30 protein-coding genes are annotated in these 20,134 nt (G+C 72.2%); 11 read left to right on the top strand and 19 right to left on the bottom strand.

What is annotated here, in order from left to right; genetic code table 11:
* The first annotated feature begins 22 nt into the window (after positions 1-22).
* Positions 23-583 (top strand): SixA phosphatase family protein, encoded by a 561-nt coding sequence (locus tag ACZ6Y1_RS30950; RefSeq protein ID WP_469637365.1) that lies wholly within the window; start codon positions 23-25, stop codon positions 581-583.
* A gap of 22 nt (positions 584-605) precedes the next feature.
* Here ACZ6Y1_RS30950 and ACZ6Y1_RS30945 read toward each other — a convergent pair whose 3' ends face one another.
* Together ACZ6Y1_RS30945 and ACZ6Y1_RS30940 are read right to left on the bottom strand one after the other, a co-directional pair.
* On the bottom strand, positions 606-1,118 hold the full coding sequence (locus ACZ6Y1_RS30945) for a hypothetical protein (protein ID WP_469637362.1): 513 nt from the start codon (positions 1,116-1,118) through the stop codon (positions 606-608).
* A gap of 193 nt (positions 1,119-1,311) precedes the next feature.
* Positions 1,312-1,872, bottom strand: a complete 561-nt coding sequence (locus ACZ6Y1_RS30940) for a hemerythrin domain-containing protein (protein WP_469637357.1) — start codon at positions 1,870-1,872, stop codon at positions 1,312-1,314.
* 285 nt (positions 1,873-2,157) lie between these two features.
* Between ACZ6Y1_RS30940 and ACZ6Y1_RS30935 the strand changes: the two genes are divergently transcribed.
* Together ACZ6Y1_RS30935 and ACZ6Y1_RS30930 are read left to right on the top strand one after the other, a co-directional pair.
* Positions 2,158-3,402, top strand: coding sequence for a geranylgeranyl reductase family protein (locus ACZ6Y1_RS30935; RefSeq protein ID WP_469637570.1), 1,245 nt, complete (start codon positions 2,158-2,160; stop codon positions 3,400-3,402).
* Between the two features lie 107 nt (positions 3,403-3,509).
* On the top strand, positions 3,510-3,680 hold the full coding sequence (locus tag ACZ6Y1_RS30930; protein ID WP_469637354.1) for a hypothetical protein: 171 nt from the start codon (positions 3,510-3,512) through the stop codon (positions 3,678-3,680).
* 41 nt (positions 3,681-3,721) lie between these two features.
* On the opposite strand, the gene ACZ6Y1_RS30925 is transcribed toward ACZ6Y1_RS30930, so the two are convergent.
* Genes ACZ6Y1_RS30925 through ACZ6Y1_RS30910 form a run of 4 tightly spaced genes read right to left on the bottom strand, consistent with a single transcriptional unit; the run spans position 3,722 to position 5,574 of the window.
* Complete coding sequence (locus ACZ6Y1_RS30925) at positions 3,722-3,970, bottom strand: gas vesicle protein GvpG (protein ID WP_469637351.1); 249 nt, start codon at positions 3,968-3,970, stop codon at positions 3,722-3,724.
* A gap of 17 nt (positions 3,971-3,987) precedes the next feature.
* Complete coding sequence (locus tag ACZ6Y1_RS30920) at positions 3,988-4,698, bottom strand: GvpL/GvpF family gas vesicle protein (protein WP_469637346.1); 711 nt, start codon at positions 4,696-4,698, stop codon at positions 3,988-3,990.
* Positions 4,699-4,701: 3 nt separating this feature from the next.
* The gene (locus ACZ6Y1_RS30915) at positions 4,702-5,166 is read right to left on the bottom strand and encodes a gas vesicle structural protein GvpA (protein ID WP_469637343.1); all 465 of its coding nucleotides are present in this window, start codon (positions 5,164-5,166) and stop codon (positions 4,702-4,704) included.
* 27 nt (positions 5,167-5,193) lie between these two features.
* Positions 5,194-5,574 carry a gas vesicle protein GvpO gene (locus ACZ6Y1_RS30910; RefSeq protein WP_469637340.1) on the bottom strand — a complete coding sequence of 127 codons (381 nt, stop codon included), beginning with the start codon at positions 5,572-5,574 and terminating at the stop codon, positions 5,194-5,196.
* 187 nt (positions 5,575-5,761) lie between these two features.
* Here ACZ6Y1_RS30910 and ACZ6Y1_RS30905 point away from each other — a divergent pair, with 187 nt between their 5' ends.
* The 4 genes from ACZ6Y1_RS30905 to ACZ6Y1_RS30890 all read left to right on the top strand — a co-directional run bounded on the left by ACZ6Y1_RS30905 (position 5,762) and on the right by ACZ6Y1_RS30890 (position 9,863).
* Positions 5,762-6,778, top strand: coding sequence for a histone protein (locus ACZ6Y1_RS30905; RefSeq protein WP_469637337.1), 1,017 nt, complete (start codon positions 5,762-5,764; stop codon positions 6,776-6,778).
* A gap of 3 nt (positions 6,779-6,781) precedes the next feature.
* A complete protein-coding gene (locus ACZ6Y1_RS30900) occupies positions 6,782-7,888 on the top strand; it encodes an SRPBCC family protein (protein WP_469637334.1) in 1,107 nt (368 codons plus the stop codon).
* A gap of 569 nt (positions 7,889-8,457) precedes the next feature.
* Positions 8,458-8,880, top strand: coding sequence for a hypothetical protein (locus ACZ6Y1_RS30895; protein WP_469637331.1), 423 nt, complete (start codon positions 8,458-8,460; stop codon positions 8,878-8,880).
* Positions 8,881-8,942: 62 nt separating this feature from the next.
* Positions 8,943-9,863, top strand: coding sequence for a GAF and ANTAR domain-containing protein (locus ACZ6Y1_RS30890; RefSeq protein ID WP_469637328.1), 921 nt, complete (start codon positions 8,943-8,945; stop codon positions 9,861-9,863).
* An 8-nt stretch (positions 9,864-9,871) separates the two neighbouring features.
* Here ACZ6Y1_RS30890 and ACZ6Y1_RS30885 read toward each other — a convergent pair whose 3' ends face one another.
* From ACZ6Y1_RS30885 to ACZ6Y1_RS30855, 7 genes are all read right to left on the bottom strand, one after another.
* Positions 9,872-10,363 carry a DUF6328 family protein gene (locus ACZ6Y1_RS30885; RefSeq protein ID WP_469637324.1) on the bottom strand — a complete coding sequence of 164 codons (492 nt, stop codon included), beginning with the start codon at positions 10,361-10,363 and terminating at the stop codon, positions 9,872-9,874.
* A 35-nt stretch (positions 10,364-10,398) separates the two neighbouring features.
* On the bottom strand, positions 10,399-10,812 hold the full coding sequence (locus ACZ6Y1_RS30880; RefSeq protein WP_469637321.1) for a CBS domain-containing protein: 414 nt from the start codon (positions 10,810-10,812) through the stop codon (positions 10,399-10,401).
* Between the two features lie 33 nt (positions 10,813-10,845).
* Positions 10,846-11,928, bottom strand: coding sequence for an iron-containing redox enzyme family protein (locus ACZ6Y1_RS30875; RefSeq protein WP_469637318.1), 1,083 nt, complete (start codon positions 11,926-11,928; stop codon positions 10,846-10,848).
* On the bottom strand, positions 11,925-12,074 hold the full coding sequence (locus ACZ6Y1_RS30870) for a CDGSH iron-sulfur domain-containing protein (RefSeq protein ID WP_469637567.1): 150 nt from the start codon (positions 12,072-12,074) through the stop codon (positions 11,925-11,927). Before ACZ6Y1_RS30870 ends, ACZ6Y1_RS30875 begins: the two co-directional genes overlap by 4 nt.
* A 91-nt stretch (positions 12,075-12,165) precedes the next feature.
* Positions 12,166-12,864 carry a HemK2/MTQ2 family protein methyltransferase gene (locus tag ACZ6Y1_RS30865; RefSeq protein ID WP_469637315.1) on the bottom strand — a complete coding sequence of 233 codons (699 nt, stop codon included), beginning with the start codon at positions 12,862-12,864 and terminating at the stop codon, positions 12,166-12,168.
* Between the two features lie 111 nt (positions 12,865-12,975).
* Positions 12,976-13,998, bottom strand: a complete 1,023-nt coding sequence (locus ACZ6Y1_RS30860) for a DNA topoisomerase IB (RefSeq protein ID WP_469637312.1) — start codon at positions 13,996-13,998, stop codon at positions 12,976-12,978.
* 5 nt (positions 13,999-14,003) lie between these two features.
* Positions 14,004-14,195 (bottom strand): hypothetical protein, encoded by a 192-nt coding sequence (locus tag ACZ6Y1_RS30855; protein WP_469637309.1) that lies wholly within the window; start codon positions 14,193-14,195, stop codon positions 14,004-14,006.
* Positions 14,196-14,373: 178 nt separating this feature from the next.
* Between ACZ6Y1_RS30855 and ACZ6Y1_RS30850 the strand changes: the two genes are divergently transcribed.
* The 3 genes from ACZ6Y1_RS30850 to ACZ6Y1_RS30840 all read left to right on the top strand — a co-directional run bounded on the left by ACZ6Y1_RS30850 (position 14,374) and on the right by ACZ6Y1_RS30840 (position 16,822).
* Positions 14,374-15,054, top strand: coding sequence for an HAD family hydrolase (locus ACZ6Y1_RS30850; protein WP_469637306.1), 681 nt, complete (start codon positions 14,374-14,376; stop codon positions 15,052-15,054).
* A gap of 48 nt (positions 15,055-15,102) precedes the next feature.
* The gene (locus ACZ6Y1_RS30845; protein WP_469637303.1) at positions 15,103-16,158 is read left to right on the top strand and encodes an NAD-dependent epimerase/dehydratase family protein; all 1,056 of its coding nucleotides are present in this window, start codon (positions 15,103-15,105) and stop codon (positions 16,156-16,158) included.
* Between the two features lie 94 nt (positions 16,159-16,252).
* Positions 16,253-16,822, top strand: a complete 570-nt coding sequence (locus tag ACZ6Y1_RS30840; protein WP_469637300.1) for a hypothetical protein — start codon at positions 16,253-16,255, stop codon at positions 16,820-16,822.
* A gap of 10 nt (positions 16,823-16,832) precedes the next feature.
* Here the strand turns inward: ACZ6Y1_RS30840 and ACZ6Y1_RS30835 are convergent, their stop codons facing one another.
* From ACZ6Y1_RS30835 to ACZ6Y1_RS30810, 6 genes are all read right to left on the bottom strand, one after another.
* Complete coding sequence (locus ACZ6Y1_RS30835; RefSeq protein ID WP_469637298.1) at positions 16,833-17,249, bottom strand: gas vesicle protein K; 417 nt, start codon at positions 17,247-17,249, stop codon at positions 16,833-16,835.
* The gene (locus tag ACZ6Y1_RS30830) at positions 17,239-17,466 is read right to left on the bottom strand and encodes a gas vesicle protein (protein ID WP_469637295.1); all 228 of its coding nucleotides are present in this window, start codon (positions 17,464-17,466) and stop codon (positions 17,239-17,241) included. Before ACZ6Y1_RS30830 ends, ACZ6Y1_RS30835 begins: the two co-directional genes overlap by 11 nt.
* On the bottom strand, positions 17,463-18,284 hold the full coding sequence (locus tag ACZ6Y1_RS30825) for a GvpL/GvpF family gas vesicle protein (RefSeq protein ID WP_469637292.1): 822 nt from the start codon (positions 18,282-18,284) through the stop codon (positions 17,463-17,465). The genes ACZ6Y1_RS30830 and ACZ6Y1_RS30825 overlap by 4 nt, the downstream gene beginning before the upstream one ends.
* Complete coding sequence (gene gvpJ, locus ACZ6Y1_RS30820) at positions 18,281-18,736, bottom strand: gas vesicle protein GvpJ (RefSeq protein WP_469637289.1); 456 nt, start codon at positions 18,734-18,736, stop codon at positions 18,281-18,283. Before gvpJ ends, ACZ6Y1_RS30825 begins: the two co-directional genes overlap by 4 nt.
* A 150-nt stretch (positions 18,737-18,886) precedes the next feature.
* A complete protein-coding gene (locus ACZ6Y1_RS30815) occupies positions 18,887-19,057 on the bottom strand; it encodes a CsbD family protein (protein WP_469637287.1) in 171 nt (56 codons plus the stop codon).
* Between the two features lie 250 nt (positions 19,058-19,307).
* Positions 19,308-19,574 (bottom strand): GlsB/YeaQ/YmgE family stress response membrane protein, encoded by a 267-nt coding sequence (locus ACZ6Y1_RS30810; RefSeq protein WP_469637284.1) that lies wholly within the window; start codon positions 19,572-19,574, stop codon positions 19,308-19,310.
* Between the two features lie 126 nt (positions 19,575-19,700).
* Here ACZ6Y1_RS30810 and ACZ6Y1_RS30805 point away from each other — a divergent pair, with 126 nt between their 5' ends.
* Complete coding sequence (locus ACZ6Y1_RS30805) at positions 19,701-20,126, top strand: hypothetical protein (protein WP_469637280.1); 426 nt, start codon at positions 19,701-19,703, stop codon at positions 20,124-20,126.
* The last annotated feature ends 8 nt before the right edge of the window (positions 20,127-20,134 follow it).

The raw sequence follows: 20,134 nt of genomic DNA, 5'->3' as shown, positions 1-20,134 counted from the left end.
CGACCACGCGGAAGGAGACGCCATGTCCCCGCACGCAGGACCCGGGCCGGTGCCGACGGCCTCCGACGGGGCGGCCGCATGCCGGTTGCTGCTGGTGCGGCACGCCAAGGCCGTACCTAAGGGCCGGCCCATCGACGACTTCGACCGTCCGCTGAGCGAGCGGGGCAAGGCCGACGCGCCGCGAACGGGCCACTGGCTCGCCGACTCCGGCCACACCCCGGACCTGGTGCTCTGCTCCCCGGCCCGCAGGACGCGCCAGACCTGGCAGCTCGCCGTCCCCGCGCTGCCGGACCCACCGCCCGCCGTTTACGACGAGCGGCTGTACAACGCGCCCCCGAGCATGCTGGTGACCGTACTGCAGGAGCGGGGACATGGCCTCGGCTCGCTGCTGCTGGTCGGTCACAACCAAGGCATCCACGAACTGGCCGCCGGCCTGTGCGGGAGCGGCCCCGCGGATCTTCTGGAGCGGGTGAAGGACGGGTTCCCGACCTCCGGCGTGGTGGTCGTGGACCTGCCCGGAGGCTGGGAGCGGCTCTCCCCGGGCAGCGGGACCCTGACGGACTTCTGGGCACCCGGCGACTGAGCTCGCAGCCCTCCCCCGCAAGTCATCCCAGAGCGGCGTTCTCGCTGTCCAGCAGGTCCAGCAGCACCGGCCGATGGAGCGCGGCCACCGGTTCGAGCAGGTCGGGATGGCGCAGCAGAGGCGCGGCGTCGTGTTCGTGGTCGCCGGGGCGGGTGAGACGGGTGACCTCGCCGGCCTGTGCCCGGCCGGCGAGGCGGTGGGCCCCGGCGGCGAGGGCCGGGTCCGCGAGGAGGCAGGCGGCCCAGCTGACGACGGTCTCGTCCACCCAGGTGCGCCAGTCATCGGCGTCGGACACCTCACCGCTGCCGTGATCGGCGCCGGTCACCCAGTCGAGCCGGGCGCTCCCGCCGGGGCCGAGCAGGTGCAGCAGCTGTGCGTCGAGCGGAGTCGGGTAGCGCAGCGCCGCGGCCAGGGCGACGGCCTGCCTCGCCTGTGCCTCGGCCAGGGCCCGGCTGAACGCGCCGGCGGCGGGCGGGAAGGCGGTCAGCAGCCAGCGGGTGCCGGCGGCTATGACAGGGGTGAGATCGGCGGACACGGGCTTCCTCGGGGGGCGTGCTCGCCCTGACCCGCACCGGGTCCGCGAGCTGCGGCGCGAAGCTGCGCCGCTCCGCTCGTGGCCGACCAGCGTAGCCGCAGGGGACGGCCGCGCGGCATGACGCACGTCACCGTCCGCCCTGGGGCGGCGGGCCCGGACCTGCGCCTCCGGGCCCGCCGCCTCCGGGGCGTTCTCAGGACTTGCCGCGGCCGGTCACGAAGTCGCGTGCCCGGTCCACCAGGCCGGCGCCCGGTGCGAGGAGTTTGCTGGCCATCGGGGAGCTCGGTGCGGCCGGATGCGGCCGGGTGGGCGCCATCGCCTTGGCGCGGCGGATCTTGTCACCGAGATCGTCCAGCTGCTGCGGGGTACAGGCCCGCCTCAGCATGGGGAAGAGGTTGGTCTCCTCGTCCTGGACGTGGGCGGAGACCTCCTCCATGAGCTGCTGCAGGAGCGGGCTCATCTGCGCGTCGTCGGTACTCATCTTCTCCAGCCGCTTGAGCATCTTCTCGACGCGGCCGTGGTCCTCGATCTCCTTGTCCGCCAGCCGCCCGCCGCCGTCGACGTGCTCGCGCACCGCCGGATAGAGGTACTGCTCCTCGGCGACCGAATGGCGCACCAGCTCGATGGTGACCTCGTCGATGACGTTCCGGAGCTCCTTCCCGGTGCCGCTCATGGCCTGGATGCGGCTGAACATCTCCTCCACCTCCCGGTGGTCGGCCATCAGCTCGTCGATGACGTTTCCGCCGTGTCCCATATCGCCTCCATGTGGATTCCTGTCGGGCCGGTCCGGCCCGACCTGATGGGTGCCCCACGGGCCCCGGCGGCGCCCGGCCGCACGCGTGGTATCACCCGCTCGGAGGAAGCGGTTGCCCGCTCGGACCGGATCCATGTCAGGTCTCGGCCCGCGGGAGGGCCCGGGCGGCACGCGAGGCGGCATAGTGGGGGAGTGAGCACGGAACGTGACGACGTAGACGGAGACGGTGCACCCGACGGCAGCCGTGCGCGGCCGGAGGGTCCGTGGGACGACGAGGCGCAGGTCATCGTGGTGGGGGCGGGACCGGCCGGTTCGGCTGCCGCGGCGCACCTCGCGCGGGCGGGGGTGGACGTGCTCCTGCTGGAGAAGGGTTCGTTCCCCAGGGAGAAGGTGTGCGGCGACGGCCTGACGCCCCGCGGCGTGCAACAGCTGGTGCGGCTGGGCGTGGACATCGACACGCCCGGCTGGATGCGCAACCGGGGGATGCGGTGGGTGCGGGAAGGCGAGCAGGTGGAGCTGGACTGGCCACGGCTCGGCAGCCTTCCCGACTTCGGGCTCACACGGAGCAGGCACGACTTCGACGATCTGCTCGCCGCACACGCGCGTGCCGCAGGGGCGCGCCTGCACACCCGGGTCAAGGTGACGGCCCCGCTGACCGACAGGGCGGGGCACATCACGGGTGTGGCCGCTTCGCGCGGGCCGGACGCGGAACCGGTCCGCTACCGGGCGCCGCTCGTCATCGCGGCCGACGGCGCCTCCGCACGGACCGCCGTGGCCCTGGGACTCGAACGTGATCCGCGTCGGCCGGTCGCGGCAGCGGCTCGGCGCTACTACCACAGCCCGGTCCGCACCGACGATCCGTACCTGGAGCTGTGGGCCGATCTGCGCTGCCCGCGGACTGGACTGGATCTGCCCGGTTACGGCTGGGTCTTTCCGCTCGGCGACGGGCGCGTCAACGTCGGCCTCGGTGCCCTGCCGCAGCGGCGGTCCCGGCCGGTGGACCTCAGGGCCGCCATGGAGCACTGGCTGCCCCGCCTGCCCGCGGAATGGGGCGTCCGGGAGGAGAACGCCGTCTCGCCCCTGCGCAGCGCGCCCCTGCCCACGGGAATGAACCGGCGGCCGCAGTACCGCAGGGGCCTGCTGCTCGTCGGGGACAGCGCCGGCATGGTCAGTCCCTGGAGCGGCGAGGGCATCGCGCAGGCGATGGAGGCCGCCGAGGTGGCGGCGCAGACCATCGCCCTGGCCCTGGCCAGGCCGGCGGGGCCGCGGCGGGAGCACGCGCTGCGACAGTATCCGGTGGAGATCCGCCGGCGTTGGGGCCGGTACTACCGTCTGGGCAACCTCGCCGGCGATCTCGTCTTCGCCCGGTACGGCTTCCGGCCGCTCCTCCACCGCCGCGTCATGGCCTCGCCCCCGCTCCTGCACGCGCTGGCCCGCCTGCTCACCCACGTGACGCCCGAACCCGCCGAGGACGGCATCGACGCCGTCCTGCACGCCCTCGTGCGCCTCGTCCCGGCCCCACGACGCTGATCTGCCGGAAGACCGTTTGAAGGGCGCCAATGCGGACATACGCCTGAGCGCCTGGAGCCGTGGGGCTCCAGGAAGGAGCATGGACGCACTGGAGGAAGTGGGCCGACATGAGCGCCAATCAGAAGGTCATGGCCCAGGTGGAACAAGTCGCGGGGAAGGCCCTGCGGAAGGCGGCGCACGCGCTGGGCAAGGAGACCCTGGCGGCCAAGGGCGCGGCGCTGGAGACGCGCGGGAAGGCCCGTGAGACGAAGGAGAAGGCCGCGGACACCTTCCGCTGACCGGGCACGCCTACCGGTCCCTGCAGTGCCTGGGCCTTGCCTCACCGAAGGCCTTGGCGGTATCGCGTGATCTCGTCGAGGCGGTCGAGGAGTTCGTCCTCCGCGAGGTCGAAGGTGTCCTGGTCGATCTCGCCGCGCCGGAGCCCTTCTTCCAGCTCGCCGAGCGCGGCCCATACGGGCGCGGGATCGTAGTACTCCTCCTCGGCCTTGTCGGCGATCCGCTGTGCCACCCACACCGCGGCCCGTACGGGCGCCAGGGGCGCCGTCAGCAAAGCGCTCAGCAGTCCCATGGGGTCCTCCGGGGGCTCTACACGAAGCTGTAGGGGGGCAGGGGCCCCGCGAAGCGGAACGAAACCTCGTCGGTTGTGCGGGCCAGCTCGCCCTCGGCCTCCAGCAGGCGGTTCTTCTGGTCGTCGTGTACCAGGAGGGAGAGGCTGAGGATGTCGCCGTCGGCCGGGGGCCGGACGCTGTGCTCCCGGCAGAGGGGGATGAGGGCCTGGACCAGCTCGGCGGCCAGGGCCTCCTGCCGGTCGCGGACCTCGCCGGCGACGAGCTCTCCGAGCTGCAGTGGCAGCCTGGGGTCGGGGTCGCCGCCCCGGATCCGGTCGTTGAGCTCCCGTGCCTGCGGGGAGTCGTCGAGGATTTCGCGCAGGAGCGCGTTCTCGTCCTGGGACGCCTTGACGTTGTACTCCGCGCAGCCCCGGAGCCTCTCCAGAGCGTCCAGGTAGGCGTCGGCGCGCTCCTGGAGCACCTCCGTGACCGTGGCGTGGTCCGGGGCGGTGTACCCGAACTGCAGGGGAAGGACCGTGCCGTCGGCCATGAGCCGCTCCTGGACCTCCTGGTGGGCGGCCAGGTCGCGGCGCTTGGGCCTGATCTCCTCGTCCACGTCGCTGACGACCGCGCGCAGCCGCCCGGCCGTGATGGTGCGAAGGGGCGCCGGGTCCGTTCCCACGCCCGTCAGGCCGTCCAGCCGGCAGGGGTGCGCGGCATCGATGATCGAGTACACGTACAGAGCCATCGTCTACTCCCTCTCGCGGCGTACGGGCCGGCGGGTGGGCCGACGGCGGCGGGGAGCCTCTTCCTCTTCGGGTTCCTCCTCCGGCTCCTCCTCCTCGTCCGACTTGCCGGTCAGGGACTGCTTGACTCCCTCGATGGCACCGCTGAGTGCGCCCTTGCTCTTGCCGCTGGCGCCGCTCTCCACCATGCCGCCCACGACGTCGGTCAGCTGGGCGGGGGCCTTGCGGCCGGCTTCCAGGTCGAGCCGGTTGCACGCTTCTGCGAAGCGCAGGTAGGTGTCGACGCTCGCCACGACGATGCGCGCGTCGATCTTGAGGATCTCGATCCCGACCAGGGAGACGCGGACGAAGACGTCGATGACGAGACCGCGATCGAGAATCAGTTCCAGGACGTCATAGAGGCTGCTGGTGTTCCCGCCTCCGCCCGCGCCCCTGCTGAGGCTGTTTCCGCCCTGCGGCATCACAGTCATGTCCGCTTCCCTTCAGGTGGCCGCCCCTCAGGCCAGCCGGTCGATCATGCCCCGGCTGTACCGCCGGGTCCGCGCGTAGGAGATCAGCTCGCCTTCCTCGTCGATCGTGACCTTGTAACTGGCCATGACGCTGGTGGTATCGGGGATGCGCTCGAGCTCGACGACCTCGACCTGCGCCTCCCAGCCGTCCTCGGTGGGGCGGAGGGAGGACACCGAATCGGGGACGCGTCCCAGCAGCTGAGCGAGCTGTTCGGCTGCCAGGCGCATGGCCGCGGCCGCGCCAGTCACGCCACGGCGCGCCGGCGCCTTGCCGGCCGGGCCTTTGCGGCCGGGCCGGGTGGGCCGTGCGTCCGAGGCATCGCCGTCGTCCGGAGACCGGCGTCGGCGCGTCGGCTCTGCTGAGGCCATGAGCCCGCTCCCCTCGCGGATTGACTTGGGGACTGCCCGGTCACACAGTCATCAAACGGGGTTTTTCGGACGAAATGTAGATTTTCATTGCATAGCAGGCATATCTGGTGCCAGGTGGAGCAGCCGCCTCTTGACCGTGCGAAACGAGGGTGACGACGGCCCGCGCACTCGGTGAAGGGAAAGGCTCATGGAGGACACGACCAAGATCGCCTTGGTGGCCGCCATTTTCGGAGGCTACATACTGGGCCGGGCCAAAAAGGGACGAATGGCCCTCAGCCTGGCGACGTACGCCCTCGGCCGCCAGTTCGGCCTCGACCCGCGCGAACTCGCGATGCAGGGCGTGAAGAAGCTCGGCGAGATGCCGCAGGTCGCCGAACTGGGCGAGCAGATCAAGGGCGAGGCCATGGACGCCGGCCGCAAAGCCATAAAGGCCGCCGCCAACCGCCAGCTGTCCCAGCTGGCCGACACCCTGCACGACAGGACCCTCGCCCTCACGCGCCGCCCCGAAGAGGACGACGAGCAGGAGTACGAGGACGAGGAAGAGGGCTACACGGAGGAACCCGAGGAGGAGGAGCCCTACGAGGGCGCCGAGGAGGAAGAGCCGGAAGGCGAGGAGGAGCCCGAGGACGAGGAAGAGGAGCCGGAGGAAGAAGAGGAGGAAGAGGAAGAGGAAGAGGAGGAACCGGAGGAGCCGGAGGATCGCGAGGAGCCGGAGGAGCCGGAGGAGCCGGAGGAGCAGGAAGAGCCACCGAGAGCTCGTCGTCGGCCCGCCCGCCGGACGTCACAGGGCCACGCCGCCAAGGCGGCATCGCGCGGTACGCAGGCGCGCAAGGCCCCCGCCAAGGCCGCCCCCGCCAAGAAGGCGGCCCCCGCCAAGAAGGCGACCCCGGCCAAGAAGGCCCCGGCGAGGAAGGCCCCGGCCGCGAAGAAGGCGGCCCCCGCGAAGAAGGCCGCGACCGGAAGCGCTTCGAAGCGCGCGCCGGCGAAGAAGGCCGCAGAGCCGCGGGCGAAGAAGGCTTCTTCCTCCACGGCGCGCGGGGCCCCCGCCAAGAAGGCGACGGCGAAGAAGGCGGCGGCCAAGCCGCCGGCCAAGAAGACCACGGCGAAGAAGAGCACCGCGAGCCGCCCCGCCTCCAAGTCCCCCGCCAAGAAGACGGCGGCCAAGAAGACGACGGCCCGCCGCAAGCCGGCCTCGCGGAGGTGAACCATGGCTACCACGGAGCGTGGCGCCAAGGGCGCCCAGTCGGGTCTCGACAAACTGATGGAGGAAGTCACCTCGTACCTCTCCGCGCAGGCCGATCAGCTCGCGGACAAGGCCGTGGAGAAGGTCGGCGATCTCACCGACGGCCTCTACGACGTGGCGGAGAACGGCGGCTCGCTCGCCGGCATCGGAGGACGACTCCTCAAAGGGGACTCTCCGGTCAAAGCCGTTCTGGGACAGGCGGTCGGAGGCCTCAAGGACAAGGTCACCGATGTCGGCAGCAACCTGCTCGGCGGCAAGGGGAAGGGCAAGGGCCGTAAGGGCGGCACCAAAGTCATCAACATCGTCGAATCGATCGATGTCGGGGTACCGCTGCGTACCGCCTACGACCACTGGACCCAGTACGAGAACTTCAGCAGCTTCGCCAAAGGTGTGCGCAGCGTCTCGCAGAGCGACGACACGACCTCCGACTGGAAGGTGAAGGTGGGCCCCTCGACGCGGAGCTGGAAGGCGACCGTGGAGGAACAGGTCCCCGACGAGCGGATCGTGTGGTCCTCCTCGGGGCCCAAGGGGACGACGCGCGGCTGCGTGAGCTTCCACGAGCTCGCTCCCTCGCTGACCCGCATCCTCGTGGTCGTCGAGTACTACCCCGCCGGGTTGTTCGAGAAGACGGGAAACATCTGGCGTGCCCAGGGGCGACGACTGCGTCTGGACCTGAAGCATTTCGACCGCTACGTCACCCTCTCCACCGAGGAAGCCGAGGGCTGGCGCGGAGAGATCCAGGACGGCGAAGTCGTCGTCACCCACGAGGAAGCCCTCGAGGAGGAGGAAGCCGCCTCCGAGGAGCCGGAAGGGGAGGAGGGCGAGGGCCCGGAATCCGACGAGGACGAAGGCGAGGCGGAAGAGTACGAGGACGAGGGGGAGGGCGAGGAGTACGCGGAGGAGGGGCAGGACTACCCCGAGGACGAGTACGACGACGAGTACGAGGACGAGCCGGAAGACGAGGACGAGGGCGCGGGGGAGGGCGAGGAAGAGGAATTCGACGAGGACGAGCCGGAGGCTGAGGAGGACGAGGAGGACGAGGAGCCCGGCCGCAGGCGCCGTCGGCGCTGAGGCGCACGGCTCCGGGCCCCGGGCGCGGGGCAGCCGCGGGAGGACGTCTGGCGGGCTCGTGTACGCGGCCGGTCAGGGCATCCTCCCGGCCGCTCAGGCGGCGCGGCAGAGCCCCGGTGGCCCGGTGGTCGCCTGGGTCCCGAGGCGCGGCCACTCGTGCGCGGCGCGCGCGGCAGCGGCCCCCCGGTTGGCCGCGCGGCTGCGGGGGCCGTGCGCGGAGGACGAGGAGCCCGGCCGCAGGCGCCGTCGGCGCTGAGGCGCGACGGCTCCGGGCCCCGGGCGCGGGGCAACCGCGCAGCGGGCCCCGGTGGCCGCGCGGCTGCGGGGGCCGGGCGGGATCCGGCGGCTCTTTTCGTCCGGCCAGGTGGGATCCTGAAGGTGATGGAAAGCTCGACCCCGTCGGTTTGAGGCTTCGCCGACCCGTCCCCCCTTCGTGGGCGGGCCGGGGCATGCGGATGGTGCCTGCGTGGCTTTGAACGCCGGACACACACGGCCGCTGTGGCCGTGCTCCGGAATCGCCTGGCTCCGGCCCAGGCGTCCAGGGCTGCCGCCCCGACATGGGAAGCCCAATGACCCCGTATGCCGTGCACCTCGAGACCTACGGCATTCTGGCCGTGGTCACCCTCTGCGCGTCGCGTCGGCGCTCCGCGATCACCCGCCGCTCTCCCTCGCTCGCCGAGGCCCTGGCCCGGCTTCCCCCGCAGACCGCCTCCCCCGTACTGGACCTCGACCGCGCCGACGGACTGGTCACGGACGGGTTGGCCGCTGGGCGGGAGTGGGCCGGTGCGCACGCCGCGTTCCTCGCCGTGCTGCAGGGCGGCACGGCCCGCGGGTACTCCCCGCGGGCCGGTCGTGCCGCGGCCGGTGCGGTGTACGGGCCGGTCTCCGCGACCCGTGCCATCCGGCGTGAACCGGGCGAGAGGAGAGCCGTGCAGTGGGCGATGGGCATAAGCCGGACACGCGCCGTGGCGCAACCCTGTGCGGGGCTGTGACCTGCGCGGGAGGCCTTCTCGCCGCCGACCTGACCGGCGGTCAGGAAGCGCGGAGGTGGCCCGTGTTCGCCCAGCAGGCGGTGGCGCTCGGCGTGAGGGCGATGTTCTCGCTGCCCCTGGGAACCGGTGGGATGGCGGTCGGCACGCTCGACCTCTACCGGGACACCCCGGGGCCGCTGTCTCCGCGGGACATGTCCTTCGCCTTCCCGGCCGCCGACGCGATCACCACCGCCCTGGTCGCCCTGCCCATCCAGGAGGACACGGGCGGCGAGCGGCCGGCCGGCTGGCTGGACGCGGCGGAGGAACAGAACATCATCGACCCCCAGGTCCTGCTCCGCCGTCTCGTCGACCACAGCGTCCGGCTCACCGGCATGGACGCGGCCGGTGTGATGCTCGCCAATGCGCGCGGCCGGCTGCGTCCCGTCGCGGCCACCTCCGACCTGGTCGAGGTGACCGAGATGTTCCAGGCGCAGATCGAGCAGGGCCCGTGCGTCGACGCCTACGCCACGGGCGAGCCGGTCCACGCCCAGAGCCTCACCGACCACGCGGAGCGCTGGCCGACCTTCACACCGCTGGCCGAGGTAGCGGGCTACCGGGCTGCCCACGCACTGCCCCTGCGGGTCCGCGACCAGCGGGTCGGAGCCCTCAACCTGCTGGCCCACACCCCCACGCCCCTCTCCCCGGCCGAGGCCCACCTCCTGCAAGGCCTCGCGGACACGGCGGCCACCGCCGTCGTCACCTGGAACCCGGATCCGCTGCGTCCCTTCGACATCGTCACGCGTACGCAGTCCGCCCTCTCGGGCAAGGCCCTCCTGGACACCGCGGCAGGCATGATCGCCGCCACCGCCGACATCAGCCCGGCCGAGGCACGCCAGCAGGTCATCGCCTACGCGGCCGCCCACGGCAAGCGCCCGACCGAGGTCGCGGAGAAGCTCGTGCGGCGGGCCATCAGCTCGGAGGCCGTTCCGGGGACCCACGGATAGCCCGGCCTTCACTTCGCCCGGTACGGGCTGCGACGCAGCACGAGGGCGGGGAAGAGCCAGCAACTCGAACACCACAACGCCAGGGCCGCGTCGAGCAGGAGGGCCGCCACGGGCCCGGTCAGCTGCCGCAGCACGATCAGCAGACCGAGCCCGGTCATCGTGGCGAGCAGGAACATGCTCGCCGCCACCAGACGGGCCCCCCACAAGACCGTTTCGGGCTTGACGTTGCGTCCCGTCACGATCCGGTGGAGGGCCACGGGGCCCGTCAGCGCCGCCATCGAAGCCGCTCCGCACAGTACGCACACGACGTAGAGGATGCGGTCCGTGGCCGTCAGCCGGCCGAAGACCGGTGTGAACGCCCCGGCGAGGAGAAAGGTCAGGAACAGCTGGACGGCGGTCAGGAGCACCCTGACCTCGTGCAGAAGCTCCAGCCACAGGCGATCCGCGCGCTCGTCACAGGTCTCCTGGCGCTCTCCGACGTTCGAGGCGCGCACGATCATGGCTCACCGCCAGCGGGCCGGTCAGGCGTCGCCCGTCAGCTGGAGATGGCTTCGATGAGGTCACCGACCTTGGCGTCCGGAAGGGCGCGGGCGACGTCCGCCTGGGCGACGATGCCCACGAGGTCGTGGCCGTCGATGACCGGCAGACGGCGGACCTTGTGCTCCGTCATCGTGTGGAGGATTTCCGCGGCGTCGTCGTCGGCGCCGATGGTGACGGCCTCGCCCTGCGCGAGCTCGCCGGCCTTGCAGGTCGCGGGGTCCTTCCCGACGGCCAGGACCTTGGTGACGATGTCCCGGTCGGTCAGCATGCCCTTCAGCTTGTGGTCGGAGCCGCAGATGGGCAGCGCCCCTACGTCCAGACGCGCCAGCTTCTTCGCCGCGTCCAGCACGGTCGAATCGGCGTCGATGCACTCGGGCTCCGGGGTCATGATGTCGCGTGCGGTGGTCATGGCGGCATTCCTTGTCTCTCGGGATCGTGAGTTCTACCGGCGCGCCTGCCCACCCTGCCGCCGCGTATCCGTGGGGGCGGCGCGCAGCGCCGATTCCCCGGCGGCCCACCTCTGCCGCAGATGACCGGCGAGCCGGTCCTCCAACAGCCCCGTGGCCGCGCACCCGAAGGCGACGTCCGCCTCCAGACCGGGTTCGGCGGCGAGCAGTCCGCCGATCACCTCGTGCCGCACGACCTGCTCGTGCACCGCGTCCGCCTCCACGTGCTCGGCGTAGAAGTGCTCGGCGGCCGGCCCCGCCCCACAGCGGCGCATGGCCCTGGCCAGTCGGCGGGAGCCGGGGGAGGAGGTCACCTCGACACTGGCGAAGTGACCGATCAACGCGCCGCGCAGGGCTCGGTGCAGGCCGAACAGGGACATCAGGTTGACGGTGGCGAGCACGGCCGCCGGGGCCGCGTCCAGGTAGCGTCCGTAGGCCGGGTCCAGTCCGAGGTCGACCATCAGGTCGGCGAACAGCCGGGCATGGATGCGTTCGGGCCGGCCCCCACCGAACTCGTCGTACTCCACGGCCACCATCGCCGCCTTGGCACGGCCTGTGAGCCGCGGCACCACCCACAGGTGCGGGTCGGCCTCCTTGAGGTGGTACAGGGAACGCAGGGCCGCGTACTCGCGCAGCTGCCACAACTCGCCCTCGGTCTCGAGGAAATGGCTCAGGCTGTCGCTCAGGTCGACCGGCTCCTCCAGCAGCGGTCCGAACGCCGAGTCCACGTCGGTCGGGGCTCCCGCCAGCTCCTCGCGCAACGCGCCCAGCATGCGCGATTCCAGGAGCCCCCGCAGACCGATGAGCCGGGCGTCCCATTCCAGGTCGTCCGGTACACCGGCGAAGCCCCGGTAGTGGAGTTCGTACAGGACGTACAGCGCGAGCTGGAGGTCCTCACCCCACGGGTCGGCGGTGGTGACCCCCGCGGCGGCGCCGGAGTCCGGGAGCCTTCCGCGGTCGCGCAACGCGGCGAGCACGGCCTCGGACAGCGGGCCGCGCGCAGCCGGCAGCGCGGGGGCGGGGTCCCCGGCGGCCGGTTCGGCTCCCGAGGTCCGGGCTGCGGTGACGGTGGGGGTCACGGGTGGTTCTCCTCTCGCGCTCCGGTGTCGCATCCGGGATCGGGCTCCGCGCCGGCGCGACGGCGCGGCCGGTGACTGGTGTCGCACCACGGTGGGGTGCGCGTCCGGCGGCACGTGCACAGCGCGACGACGAAACGGTCGGACACGGCGGTCGTGCCGTCGTCGAGGAGCACCTCCACCGGGCCCTCGACCAGCAGGGGACCCGCCGGATCGACGCGGACACGGCGTACCTCGGGCTCAGACGGCGTTGCAGGCACGGACCACCACCAGTTCCTCCCACTGCTCGCCGGGCACTGCCAGCCCCTGCTCCTGCAGCCAGGCCCGCCGCGAGCGGAGGACCGGACCCCAGGGCACGCGGCGACGCGCGGTCACGTTCGCGCAGACCCCCGCCCGTTCCAGGCGGTCGAGCGTACGGTCGCTGCCGCACAGAGCGGAGTGGACGAGCAGCAGCACCCCGCCCGGCCGGAGCAGCACCGGCGCGAGCGCGCAGATGCGGTCGATGACCGCCCGGCCGTCGCGCCCCGCGTCCCACGCCAGGCTGGGCCCGCTGGACGGCAGCTCCCGGTCGGGGGAGGGCACGTACGGGGGATTGGCCAGCACCAGGTCGTAGCCGCTCCCGGAGCCCCGCGCGGCGAAGTCGCCGTGCAGGACCCGCAGCGGTGTGCGGCGCAGCCACGCGTTGACCCGGGCCGCCAGGACCGCGGCGAGGGCCACGTCCACGGCGGTCACCCGGGCGCCCGTCGCGGCGGCACGCAGCGCCACCGCCCCCGTCCCCGTGCCGATCTCCAGAACCTCGCGGCCCGGCCCGAGCCTCTCCTCCGAGAGGGCTTCCTGCAGGAGGCGGGTGTCCTCCTGGGGGCGGTAGACCCCGGGCAGGCGCACGAGCCGCTCCTGCACCCAGGACGAGTGGGAAGACGTGTCACCGAGCAGGTCCATGTTCACCTCCACAGTCCCCGGGGGCTCTGCCCCCTGTCTGAGCTGCGGCTACCCGGGGCCGGTTGTTCCATTCCCGCGCTTGGATCAATCAGCCGGACTGCCCGGGCCGGGTCATGCGCCGTGGTCCCGCAGGAGATCCAGTACGCCCCGTTCCACTGCGCCCTGGGTCGCCGGACGTCCGAACAGGGTGTCCTCGCCCAGCCTGCCGAGCACGGACGCGACGGTTCTTCCGTCCTCGTACAGCTCGATGACGCGAGGGTCGATGTAGGAGGCCCGGCAGACTGCGGGCGTGTTCCCAAGGTAGCCGCTGACCTCGCGCACGGCGCGTCCCACGACGCGGGAGCGTCGCGCGGGGGCCGCGTCGGCGGTTCCCTCCGAGACGGCCAGGGCGACGGCCGCCAGCACCGTGGCGTACCAGGTCCTGAAGTCCTTCGCGGTCAGGTCCTCGTCGGCGCGGTCGCGCAGGTAGGCGTTCAGGTCCTCGGCGTGGACCTCGTGCCAGGCCTTGTGCTCCCAGTACGCGAAGAGCCTCGGACCCCGGTCGTCCCGCCGCAGGAGGGAACGGACCACCGCGTGGGCCTGCTCGTCCACCAGGGTGCGGCACACCGTCCTGCCGGACTTGGCGGGGAAGGACAGCCGGATCTCCCCCTTCGAACAGCGCACGTGTTCCCGCAGCAGCGTGGTGAGTCCGAAGCTCTCGTTCTCGCGGGCGTAGCGCTCCCCGCCGATGCGCAGGAATCCCAGGTCGAGCAGCCGCGTCATACAGGCAAGGACCCTGTCCCGGGTCAGTCCGCGTTGGGAGAGGTCACGCGTCACCTGTTTGCGCAACCGGGGCAGGGAGCGGGCCACCTCCTGGACGTGCGCGTGTTTGGCGAGGTCCCGCTGCTCGCGGAAGAGCGGGTGGTACAGGTACTGGCGGCGGCCGGCGTCGTCGGTCCCGAGGGCCTGGATGTGACCGTTCGCCCACGGGCAGATCCAGACCTCCTGCCACGCCGGCGGTATCACGAGTTCGCGGACCCGTTCCCGGTCCGCTCCGGACAGCGGTGCGCCGTCCGCGTCCAGGTACCGGAATCCGCGGCCGTGGCGCAGCCGCCGCCACCCCGGCGCGCGCGGATCGCTGGTCCGCAGCCGCACGGCGGTCAGGCCGCGTCGGGGTGGGCTTGCGTACGCAGGGTCCAGGCCTGGCCCGAGCAGTCGTAGGGCAGCGGAGGGAACCGGTGCCCCCGCACGTCGGTGCTCTTGCTCCATAGATGTTCCTTGCCGCAGTCACAGGCGTAGATGCCGCTCTGCGGGACGACCTCACCGGGTTTCCACTGTGCTGTCTCGTTCATGCCGGGGGCCTACCCGGACAGGAGTCCCGTACGCGGCGGGGCGGCGTCGGTACGCAGGCCTTCCGCCCTCGGCGCAGGAGCGGACGAAGCCAGGGGCGCCGCGCGTGCCGTCGGTCAGGATGGGTAGTCGCGGCGTAGACCGGGGGCCGCCGGCGTCCCCGCCCGAAGGAGGCCGTCCGTGAACCGTGCCGCGCTGTTCGACATCGACGGAACGCTCGCCGACACCAATCACCTGCACGTCACGTCCTGGTGGGAGGCCTTGCGGCAAGCCGGGCACGACGTGTCGATGCACGCCATCCACCGCGCGATCGGGCTGCCGGGCGAGGACCTCCTCGCCCATCTGCTCGGCGACGGCAGGGACACGAGTGAGGACGCGGAACTCAGCGCCGCGCACGACACTCTCTACGGCACCTACTTCGACCGGCTGCCCCGCCTCGACTCCGCGGACGAGCTGCTGCGCGTTCTCCACGGGCGGGGCTGGCGGGTCGTCCTGGTCACCTCGGCGGGGGAGACGGAGCTCGGCGCGCTCAGGCGGGCCATCGACGCCGACGACGCCATCACCGCCACCGCGAGTGCCGACGACGTGGACGAGGGCAAGCCCGCCCCGGACCCCGTGCACCACGCCCTCGAACTGGCCGATGCCCCCGCTCGCGGGGCCGTCTTCGTGGGCGACACCGTATGGGACATGAAAGCCGCCGCCCGGGCCGGTGTCCCCGCGGTGGGCCTGCTCTGCGGCGGGATACCCCGTCACGACCTGGAGGAAGCCGGCGCCCGTGCGGTGTACGGCGGGCCGGCCGACCTGCTCGACCGACTGGACCGCAGTCCGTTCGCCGACGCGCCGCGGGGCGACGACCGGTGACCGGGCACCCGTGATCTGTGACCGTACCGCTGTGGAAGGGGATGCCCGATGACGGACCGTCCTTCGACCGAGCCCGGCTCGGACAGTTCAAGCACCCGCCCGGGCCGCCACATCGTGGTCGTGGGCGCCACCGGCAACGTGGGTACCAGCGTCGTACGGGCACTGGCCGCCGACCCCTCGGTGGGGTCGGTCCTGGGCCTGGCCCGCAGGCGGCCCGACTGGCGGCCGACGAAGACCCGCTGGCACGCCGTGGACATAGAGCCGGGCGGCGGAGACCTCGCGCACTGCTTCGAGGGGGCCGACGCCGTGATCCACCTCGCCTGGAAGTTCCAGCCCACGCACGATCCGGCCGAGACCTGGCGCACCAACGTCCTCGGAAGCATCCGCGTCTTCGACGCCGTCGTCGCGGCGGGCGTGCCCGCCCTCATCCAGGCCTCCTCGGTCGGCGCCTACTCGCCCGGCCCCAAGGACCGCCCGGTCGACGAGTCCTGGCCCACCCACGGGTGGCCCGGAGCCGCGTACTGCCGGGAGAAGGCCTACGTCGAACGGCTCCTCGACACGTTCGAGACCGCCCACCCGGCCATTCGGGTGGTACGGATGCGCCCCGGATTCCTGTTCAAGCGGGAGGCCGCCTCCGAGCAGCGCCGCATCTTCGCCGGATCGCTGCTTCCCGGCCGGCTCGTCCGGCCCGGCCTGATCCCCGCCGTGCCCGACATGCCGGGCCTGCGCTTCCAGGCCCTCCACACCGACGACGCCGCGGCCGCCTACGCGGCGGCGGCCGCCCGCCCCGTGCACGGGGCCTTCAACCTCGCCGCGGAGCCGCCCCTGGACGCCCGGGTCCTCGCGGGGATCCTCGCGTCGCGGCCCGTGCGGGTGCCGGAGGCCGCGGTACGGGCGGCGCTCGCGACGGCCTGGCGGCTGCACTTCGTACCCGCGTCCCCCGACCTCTTCGACGCGGTGCTGCGGCTGCCGCTCATGGACTCCTCCCGCGCCCGGGAGGTGCTCGGGTGGCAGCCCTGGCACAGCTCGGTCGACGCGGTCCGGGAGTTCCTCGCGGGCCTGCGCGAGAGGGCGGGAATGCCGACGGCCCCCTTGGCGGCGTGAGCCGTCCGGCCGGGGGGTGGGGCGGCGGGGGCGGGGTAGGCGCGCACCGGGGCCACCCCCACGCCCCACACCCGACCCAAGGGAGGAGCGGGCCATGCGCACGTCCTCGCAACGCGACGCCCACCACCTGCTGGAGCTCTACCTCAACGACCACCTGGCCGGCGCCGGCGCCGGCGTCGCACTCCTGAAGCGGGCTGCGAAGAGCCACAGCGGCAAACCCTTCGGCCCCCAGCTGGAACACCTCGCGCGGGAGGTGGCGCAGGACCGCGAATCCCTGAAAGAGATCATGCGGAGCCTGGACGTGTCCGAACGCCGCTCCAGAGCGGCCCTGGGCCGGCTGGGGGAGAAGGCGGGCCGCCTCAAGCTCAACGGCCGTCTCTTCTCCCGGTCGCCGCTCAGCGACGTCATCGAGCTGGAGGCCATGCGGCTGGGCGTCCAGGGCAAGCGGTCCTGCTGGCTGACCCTGCGCACCCTGGCCGAGAGCGAGACCCGTATCGACACGGCGCCGCTCGCCCGGCTCCTGGAGCGCGCGGAGGAACAGGCCGAGCTGCTCGAGGAGCTGCGGACGCGCTGTGCCGTACGAGCCTTCCGGCCGGGCCGGGCCGGCCCCTCGGGCCCGGTCCGGCAGGCGAACGCGCGTTCCCTGCCCCGAGGCGCCTTCTGAGCCGGGGCGGTCAGGGGTCGGGCGGCGGAAGCAGGTGGCCCAGCGGGCCGAGGTCCAGATTCAGGTCATCGAGGGTGCAGCCGTGCCGGTCGCACAGTTCGAGCATGCGGTCGTGCAGGGCCAGGAGGGTGGCCCCGAGCTCCTCCTCCTGTGCGTCGCTGAGGTCTCCGGCATCGACGCGGCGCAGCGCCTGCCGCTCGATGAGCTGCCGCAGGAGTTCGACCACCGTCAGGACGAGCTTGACCAGGTCTTCGCCGACGGTGTCCGGGCCGGTGCGGATCCGGTGCCCGGCGGAGCCGTCCGAGCGTGCCCGGTCGGCGGGAGTGGCGGGCAGCAGTGTCACGGCGTCCGCCATCGCCTCGCCCACGGCCCGCAGGTCCGGAGTACGGCGCTCGGGGCGACCCGGGTCGGGGGATTCACGGTTCATGGCGGGTGCCGCCCTCCGGTGTTCCTCCGGGGACGTCGACGGTACTGACGGAACTGACGAGGGCGCGCAGGGAGATCCGCACGAGGTCGATGTCCGCGATGGACAGGACGATGTCGCCGGCGATGACGACGCCACCGGTCAGCAGCCGGTCCAGCAGGTCGACGAGCGCGACCTGCCGACCGGACAGGGGCGCTTCGTGGCGGTCGGCGGTGCTCATGGCGCGAGCGGGCCCGGGGGAGTCGCGGGGGTGGCGGCGAAGGAGTACGGGGCCCACGGGCCCGTCACCTCGAGGCGGATCCCCTGGAAGGTCTCGCCGACGGCGTACACGGCCGCCCGGAACGCGTCGGCCCGGGCGTCCGGCACCAGGAAGGCGGCGTTGAGGACGTTCTCGCCGTCCGTCCGCGCGGCCAGCGGGCCGCCCTGCGGAGCATGGCGTACGTGGTCGGCCGCGTGGTCCTGGGCGATGCCCGCGATGCGGTCGGCGGCCATTTGCGCCTGCCGGTAGTGGTCCTCACGTGCGTCCTGGTGGGCGCGCCGGGCCCGCAGATACGCCTTGCCGGGGGTGGTCGGGGCAGGGGCGGCGGCCGGGTCCGGTCCGGCGGCGGGGCGCACGTAGATCTTCACGCCGTACTCGGTGTGGGCGCTGAGCCGGGCCAGCTGCGTGGCGAAGTTCTGGCCCTGCTGCTCCAGCGCCCGCAGTGCCCGGGTGCGGTCCTGGTAGAGGGTGGCCATCCGCAGGGGCAGCACGGTCGTGTGAGCGGCGAGGGTCTCGATGACGAAGTGGTGGGCGCGTGCCGTCTCCTCCAGCCAGCGCAGATCCTCGAAATGTTCCCCGAGTACGTCTTCGGCCCAGTCCGCGTAGAGCACGTCGCTGATGACGAACGCGACGGGGGCGGGCTGCTCACCCGCGGGTGCCAGCAGGGTGACGGGGCTGCCGGACACCCCGGTCAGGTCCGTCAGGAGGCCGTCCAGGACGGGGGCGGGCGGCGTCACGGCGTAGACGTAGACGAGCGTCGAAGTGGTCGTGGCGTTCACGGCTCGGCCCTCCGCCTGCCGGTGTTCCGAACGGGCCGCCGGGGCTCCTGCTCCTCGCGCTCCACCTGCTCCTGCCGCTCCGGGTCGAGGTCCAGGGCCGGGGGCTGTGGTTCGGAGGCGGTGACGCTCTCGCGGCGCAGCTGCGCGAGCTCTTCGCGCAGGCGGTGGTTCTCCGCGGTCAGCGACTCCTCGGCGTGCCGGGAGGACAGCGACGGATCGTGCTCCCACCAGTCGATGCCCATCTCGCGGGCCTTGTCGACCGACGCGATCAGGATCCGCAGCTTGATGGTGAGGAGCTCGATGTCGAGCAGGTTGATGCGGATGTCGCCCGCGATCACGATGCCCTTGTCCAGGACCCGCTCCAGGATGTCGGCGAGGCTGGACGTGGAGCTCGCCGGGTAACCCCCCATGGTCGGGCCCGTTCCGAACCTGCGGTCCAGAGGATTCGTCACCTCAGCTCGCCTCCCCTCTTCCCTTCCTGAAGGTGCGGACGAGGCGCTAGAGCGCCTCCCCCGAACCACCCGCATCACACCTCGAATTCAGAACTTTCATGCGCGAAGGCCGCCGGCCCCACGGGTCGGCGGCCTTCGCGTCAGGCGCATTCAGCTCAGCGTGTCCTTCGCCTTCTGCCCGGTCTGCTTGGCATCGGCGACCGTCTGCTCTGCCTTTCCCTTCATCTCGAGGCTCTCGTTGCCGACGGCCTTTCCGGTCGCCTCTTTGACCTTGCCCTTGACGTTCTTGCCGACGTTCTTGGACTTCTTTCCAGTGGCCATGCACCATCACCTCCGTGTCTCGCCCGGCCGCTACCCCCCAGAACCCCACCTATTCCTCATGTCACGAGGACGCGTCCGATGATGGCCGCGCGCACCATACGCCGGAACGTCCGCCGCATGACCCACATCATCGCGCCCACACCCCACATGGACATGCGCATGAAGATGCGGCTGAGGACGGAGCGCGGCCGCAGGCGGCGGAGGGCCCGGCGTCTGAATTTCCGGCGGGCGCGCCGTTTCGGGGGAAATCTCACGAGTGCTTCCTCCCGAACGCCAGCCGGTAGACGGCCAGGATGATCAGAGAACCGACAATGGCCGCGATCCAGGTGGACAGATCGAAGAATCCGTCAATGGAGTCCACCCCGAAGATGACCTTTCCGAGCCATCCGCCGAGAACGCCGCCGGCGATACCGATCAGCGGCGTCACGATGCAGCCGCCGGGGTCTCGGCCCGGCATCAGGAACTTCGCGATGATTCCGGCGAGCAGTCCCATTAGAATCCAGCCGATGATCCCCATGGTGTGCCTCTTTTCCGCACAAGTCTTGTGCAAATCCGTATGCCCGTCTGCGGTGGGCCGAACCTCGATTCCGGCGGGAATGTGGCCGACCGCGCGAGGGAAGACGCAGGCCACGCGGGAGGTGCCATGACCGACGAGACCGGCCCGTCGTGCGAGGGGACCCTGTACGACGAGGCGCACTTCAGGGGGACCGCCGTCACGGTCGGGCCCGACCGGTGGGACGAGGGCGGCGAGGCCGTCGTGTACTCGCTCGCCCGCCTGGGGCTGAAACGGCTCGGCTCCCTGCGCGCCCCGGCGTCGGCCGCCGCACCGGGCGACACGTTCAGGCAGGAACTGAGCTGGGTCACCGCGGTCACGGTGTGGCAGTCCAAGCCGCACGCCTGGCCGCCCCCTGACGGCGAGCGCGGCAGAACCTGGCAGGAATACGGCGCGGACACCGCCGATCTGGGTGCCTGGTCGGACAGGGCCGGATTCGTCCGCGTCTGGAGGCACCGGGCCGGCCGGCCGGACGGAACGCCCGGCCCGGTGCTCCCGGTCACCGCCGTGGAATGACCGTCACC

It is taken from the genome of Streptomyces sp. NPDC053432 (assembly GCF_055585365.1).
The sequence above is the reverse complement of the archived record's forward strand: the minus strand, read 5'-3'. Positions and strand labels throughout refer to the sequence as shown.

Coding starts and splice junctions, on each gene's coding strand:
- ACZ6Y1_RS30950 (WP_469637365.1), top strand. CDS start 23: ATGTCCCCGCACGCAGGACCCGGGCCGGTGCCGACGGCCTCCGACGGG.
- ACZ6Y1_RS30940 (WP_469637357.1), bottom strand. CDS start 1,872: ATGGGACACGGCGGAAACGTCATCGACGAGCTGATGGCCGACCACCGG.
- ACZ6Y1_RS30930 (WP_469637354.1), top strand. CDS start 3,510: ATGAGCGCCAATCAGAAGGTCATGGCCCAGGTGGAACAAGTCGCGGGG.
- ACZ6Y1_RS30925 (WP_469637351.1), bottom strand. CDS start 3,970: ATGGGACTGCTGAGCGCTTTGCTGACGGCGCCCCTGGCGCCCGTACGG.
- ACZ6Y1_RS30920 (WP_469637346.1), bottom strand. CDS start 4,698: ATGGCTCTGTACGTGTACTCGATCATCGATGCCGCGCACCCCTGCCGG.
- ACZ6Y1_RS30915 (WP_469637343.1), bottom strand. CDS start 5,166: ATGACTGTGATGCCGCAGGGCGGAAACAGCCTCAGCAGGGGCGCGGGC.
- ACZ6Y1_RS30910 (WP_469637340.1), bottom strand. CDS start 5,574: ATGGCCTCAGCAGAGCCGACGCGCCGACGCCGGTCTCCGGACGACGGC.
- ACZ6Y1_RS30905 (WP_469637337.1), top strand. CDS start 5,762: ATGGAGGACACGACCAAGATCGCCTTGGTGGCCGCCATTTTCGGAGGC.
- ACZ6Y1_RS30900 (WP_469637334.1), top strand. CDS start 6,782: ATGGCTACCACGGAGCGTGGCGCCAAGGGCGCCCAGTCGGGTCTCGAC.
- ACZ6Y1_RS30895 (WP_469637331.1), top strand. CDS start 8,458: ATGACCCCGTATGCCGTGCACCTCGAGACCTACGGCATTCTGGCCGTG.
- ACZ6Y1_RS30885 (WP_469637324.1), bottom strand. CDS start 10,363: ATGATCGTGCGCGCCTCGAACGTCGGAGAGCGCCAGGAGACCTGTGAC.
- ACZ6Y1_RS30880 (WP_469637321.1), bottom strand. CDS start 10,812: ATGACCACCGCACGCGACATCATGACCCCGGAGCCCGAGTGCATCGAC.
- ACZ6Y1_RS30865 (WP_469637315.1), bottom strand. CDS start 12,864: ATGGACCTGCTCGGTGACACGTCTTCCCACTCGTCCTGGGTGCAGGAG.
- ACZ6Y1_RS30855 (WP_469637309.1), bottom strand. CDS start 14,195: ATGAACGAGACAGCACAGTGGAAACCCGGTGAGGTCGTCCCGCAGAGC.
- ACZ6Y1_RS30845 (WP_469637303.1), top strand. CDS start 15,103: ATGACGGACCGTCCTTCGACCGAGCCCGGCTCGGACAGTTCAAGCACC.
- ACZ6Y1_RS30840 (WP_469637300.1), top strand. CDS start 16,253: ATGCGCACGTCCTCGCAACGCGACGCCCACCACCTGCTGGAGCTCTAC.
- ACZ6Y1_RS30835 (WP_469637298.1), bottom strand. CDS start 17,249: ATGAACCGTGAATCCCCCGACCCGGGTCGCCCCGAGCGCCGTACTCCG.
- ACZ6Y1_RS30830 (WP_469637295.1), bottom strand. CDS start 17,466: ATGAGCACCGCCGACCGCCACGAAGCGCCCCTGTCCGGTCGGCAGGTC.
- ACZ6Y1_RS30815 (WP_469637287.1), bottom strand. CDS start 19,057: ATGGCCACTGGAAAGAAGTCCAAGAACGTCGGCAAGAACGTCAAGGGC.
- ACZ6Y1_RS30810 (WP_469637284.1), bottom strand. CDS start 19,574: ATGGGGATCATCGGCTGGATTCTAATGGGACTGCTCGCCGGAATCATC.
- ACZ6Y1_RS30805 (WP_469637280.1), top strand. CDS start 19,701: ATGACCGACGAGACCGGCCCGTCGTGCGAGGGGACCCTGTACGACGAG.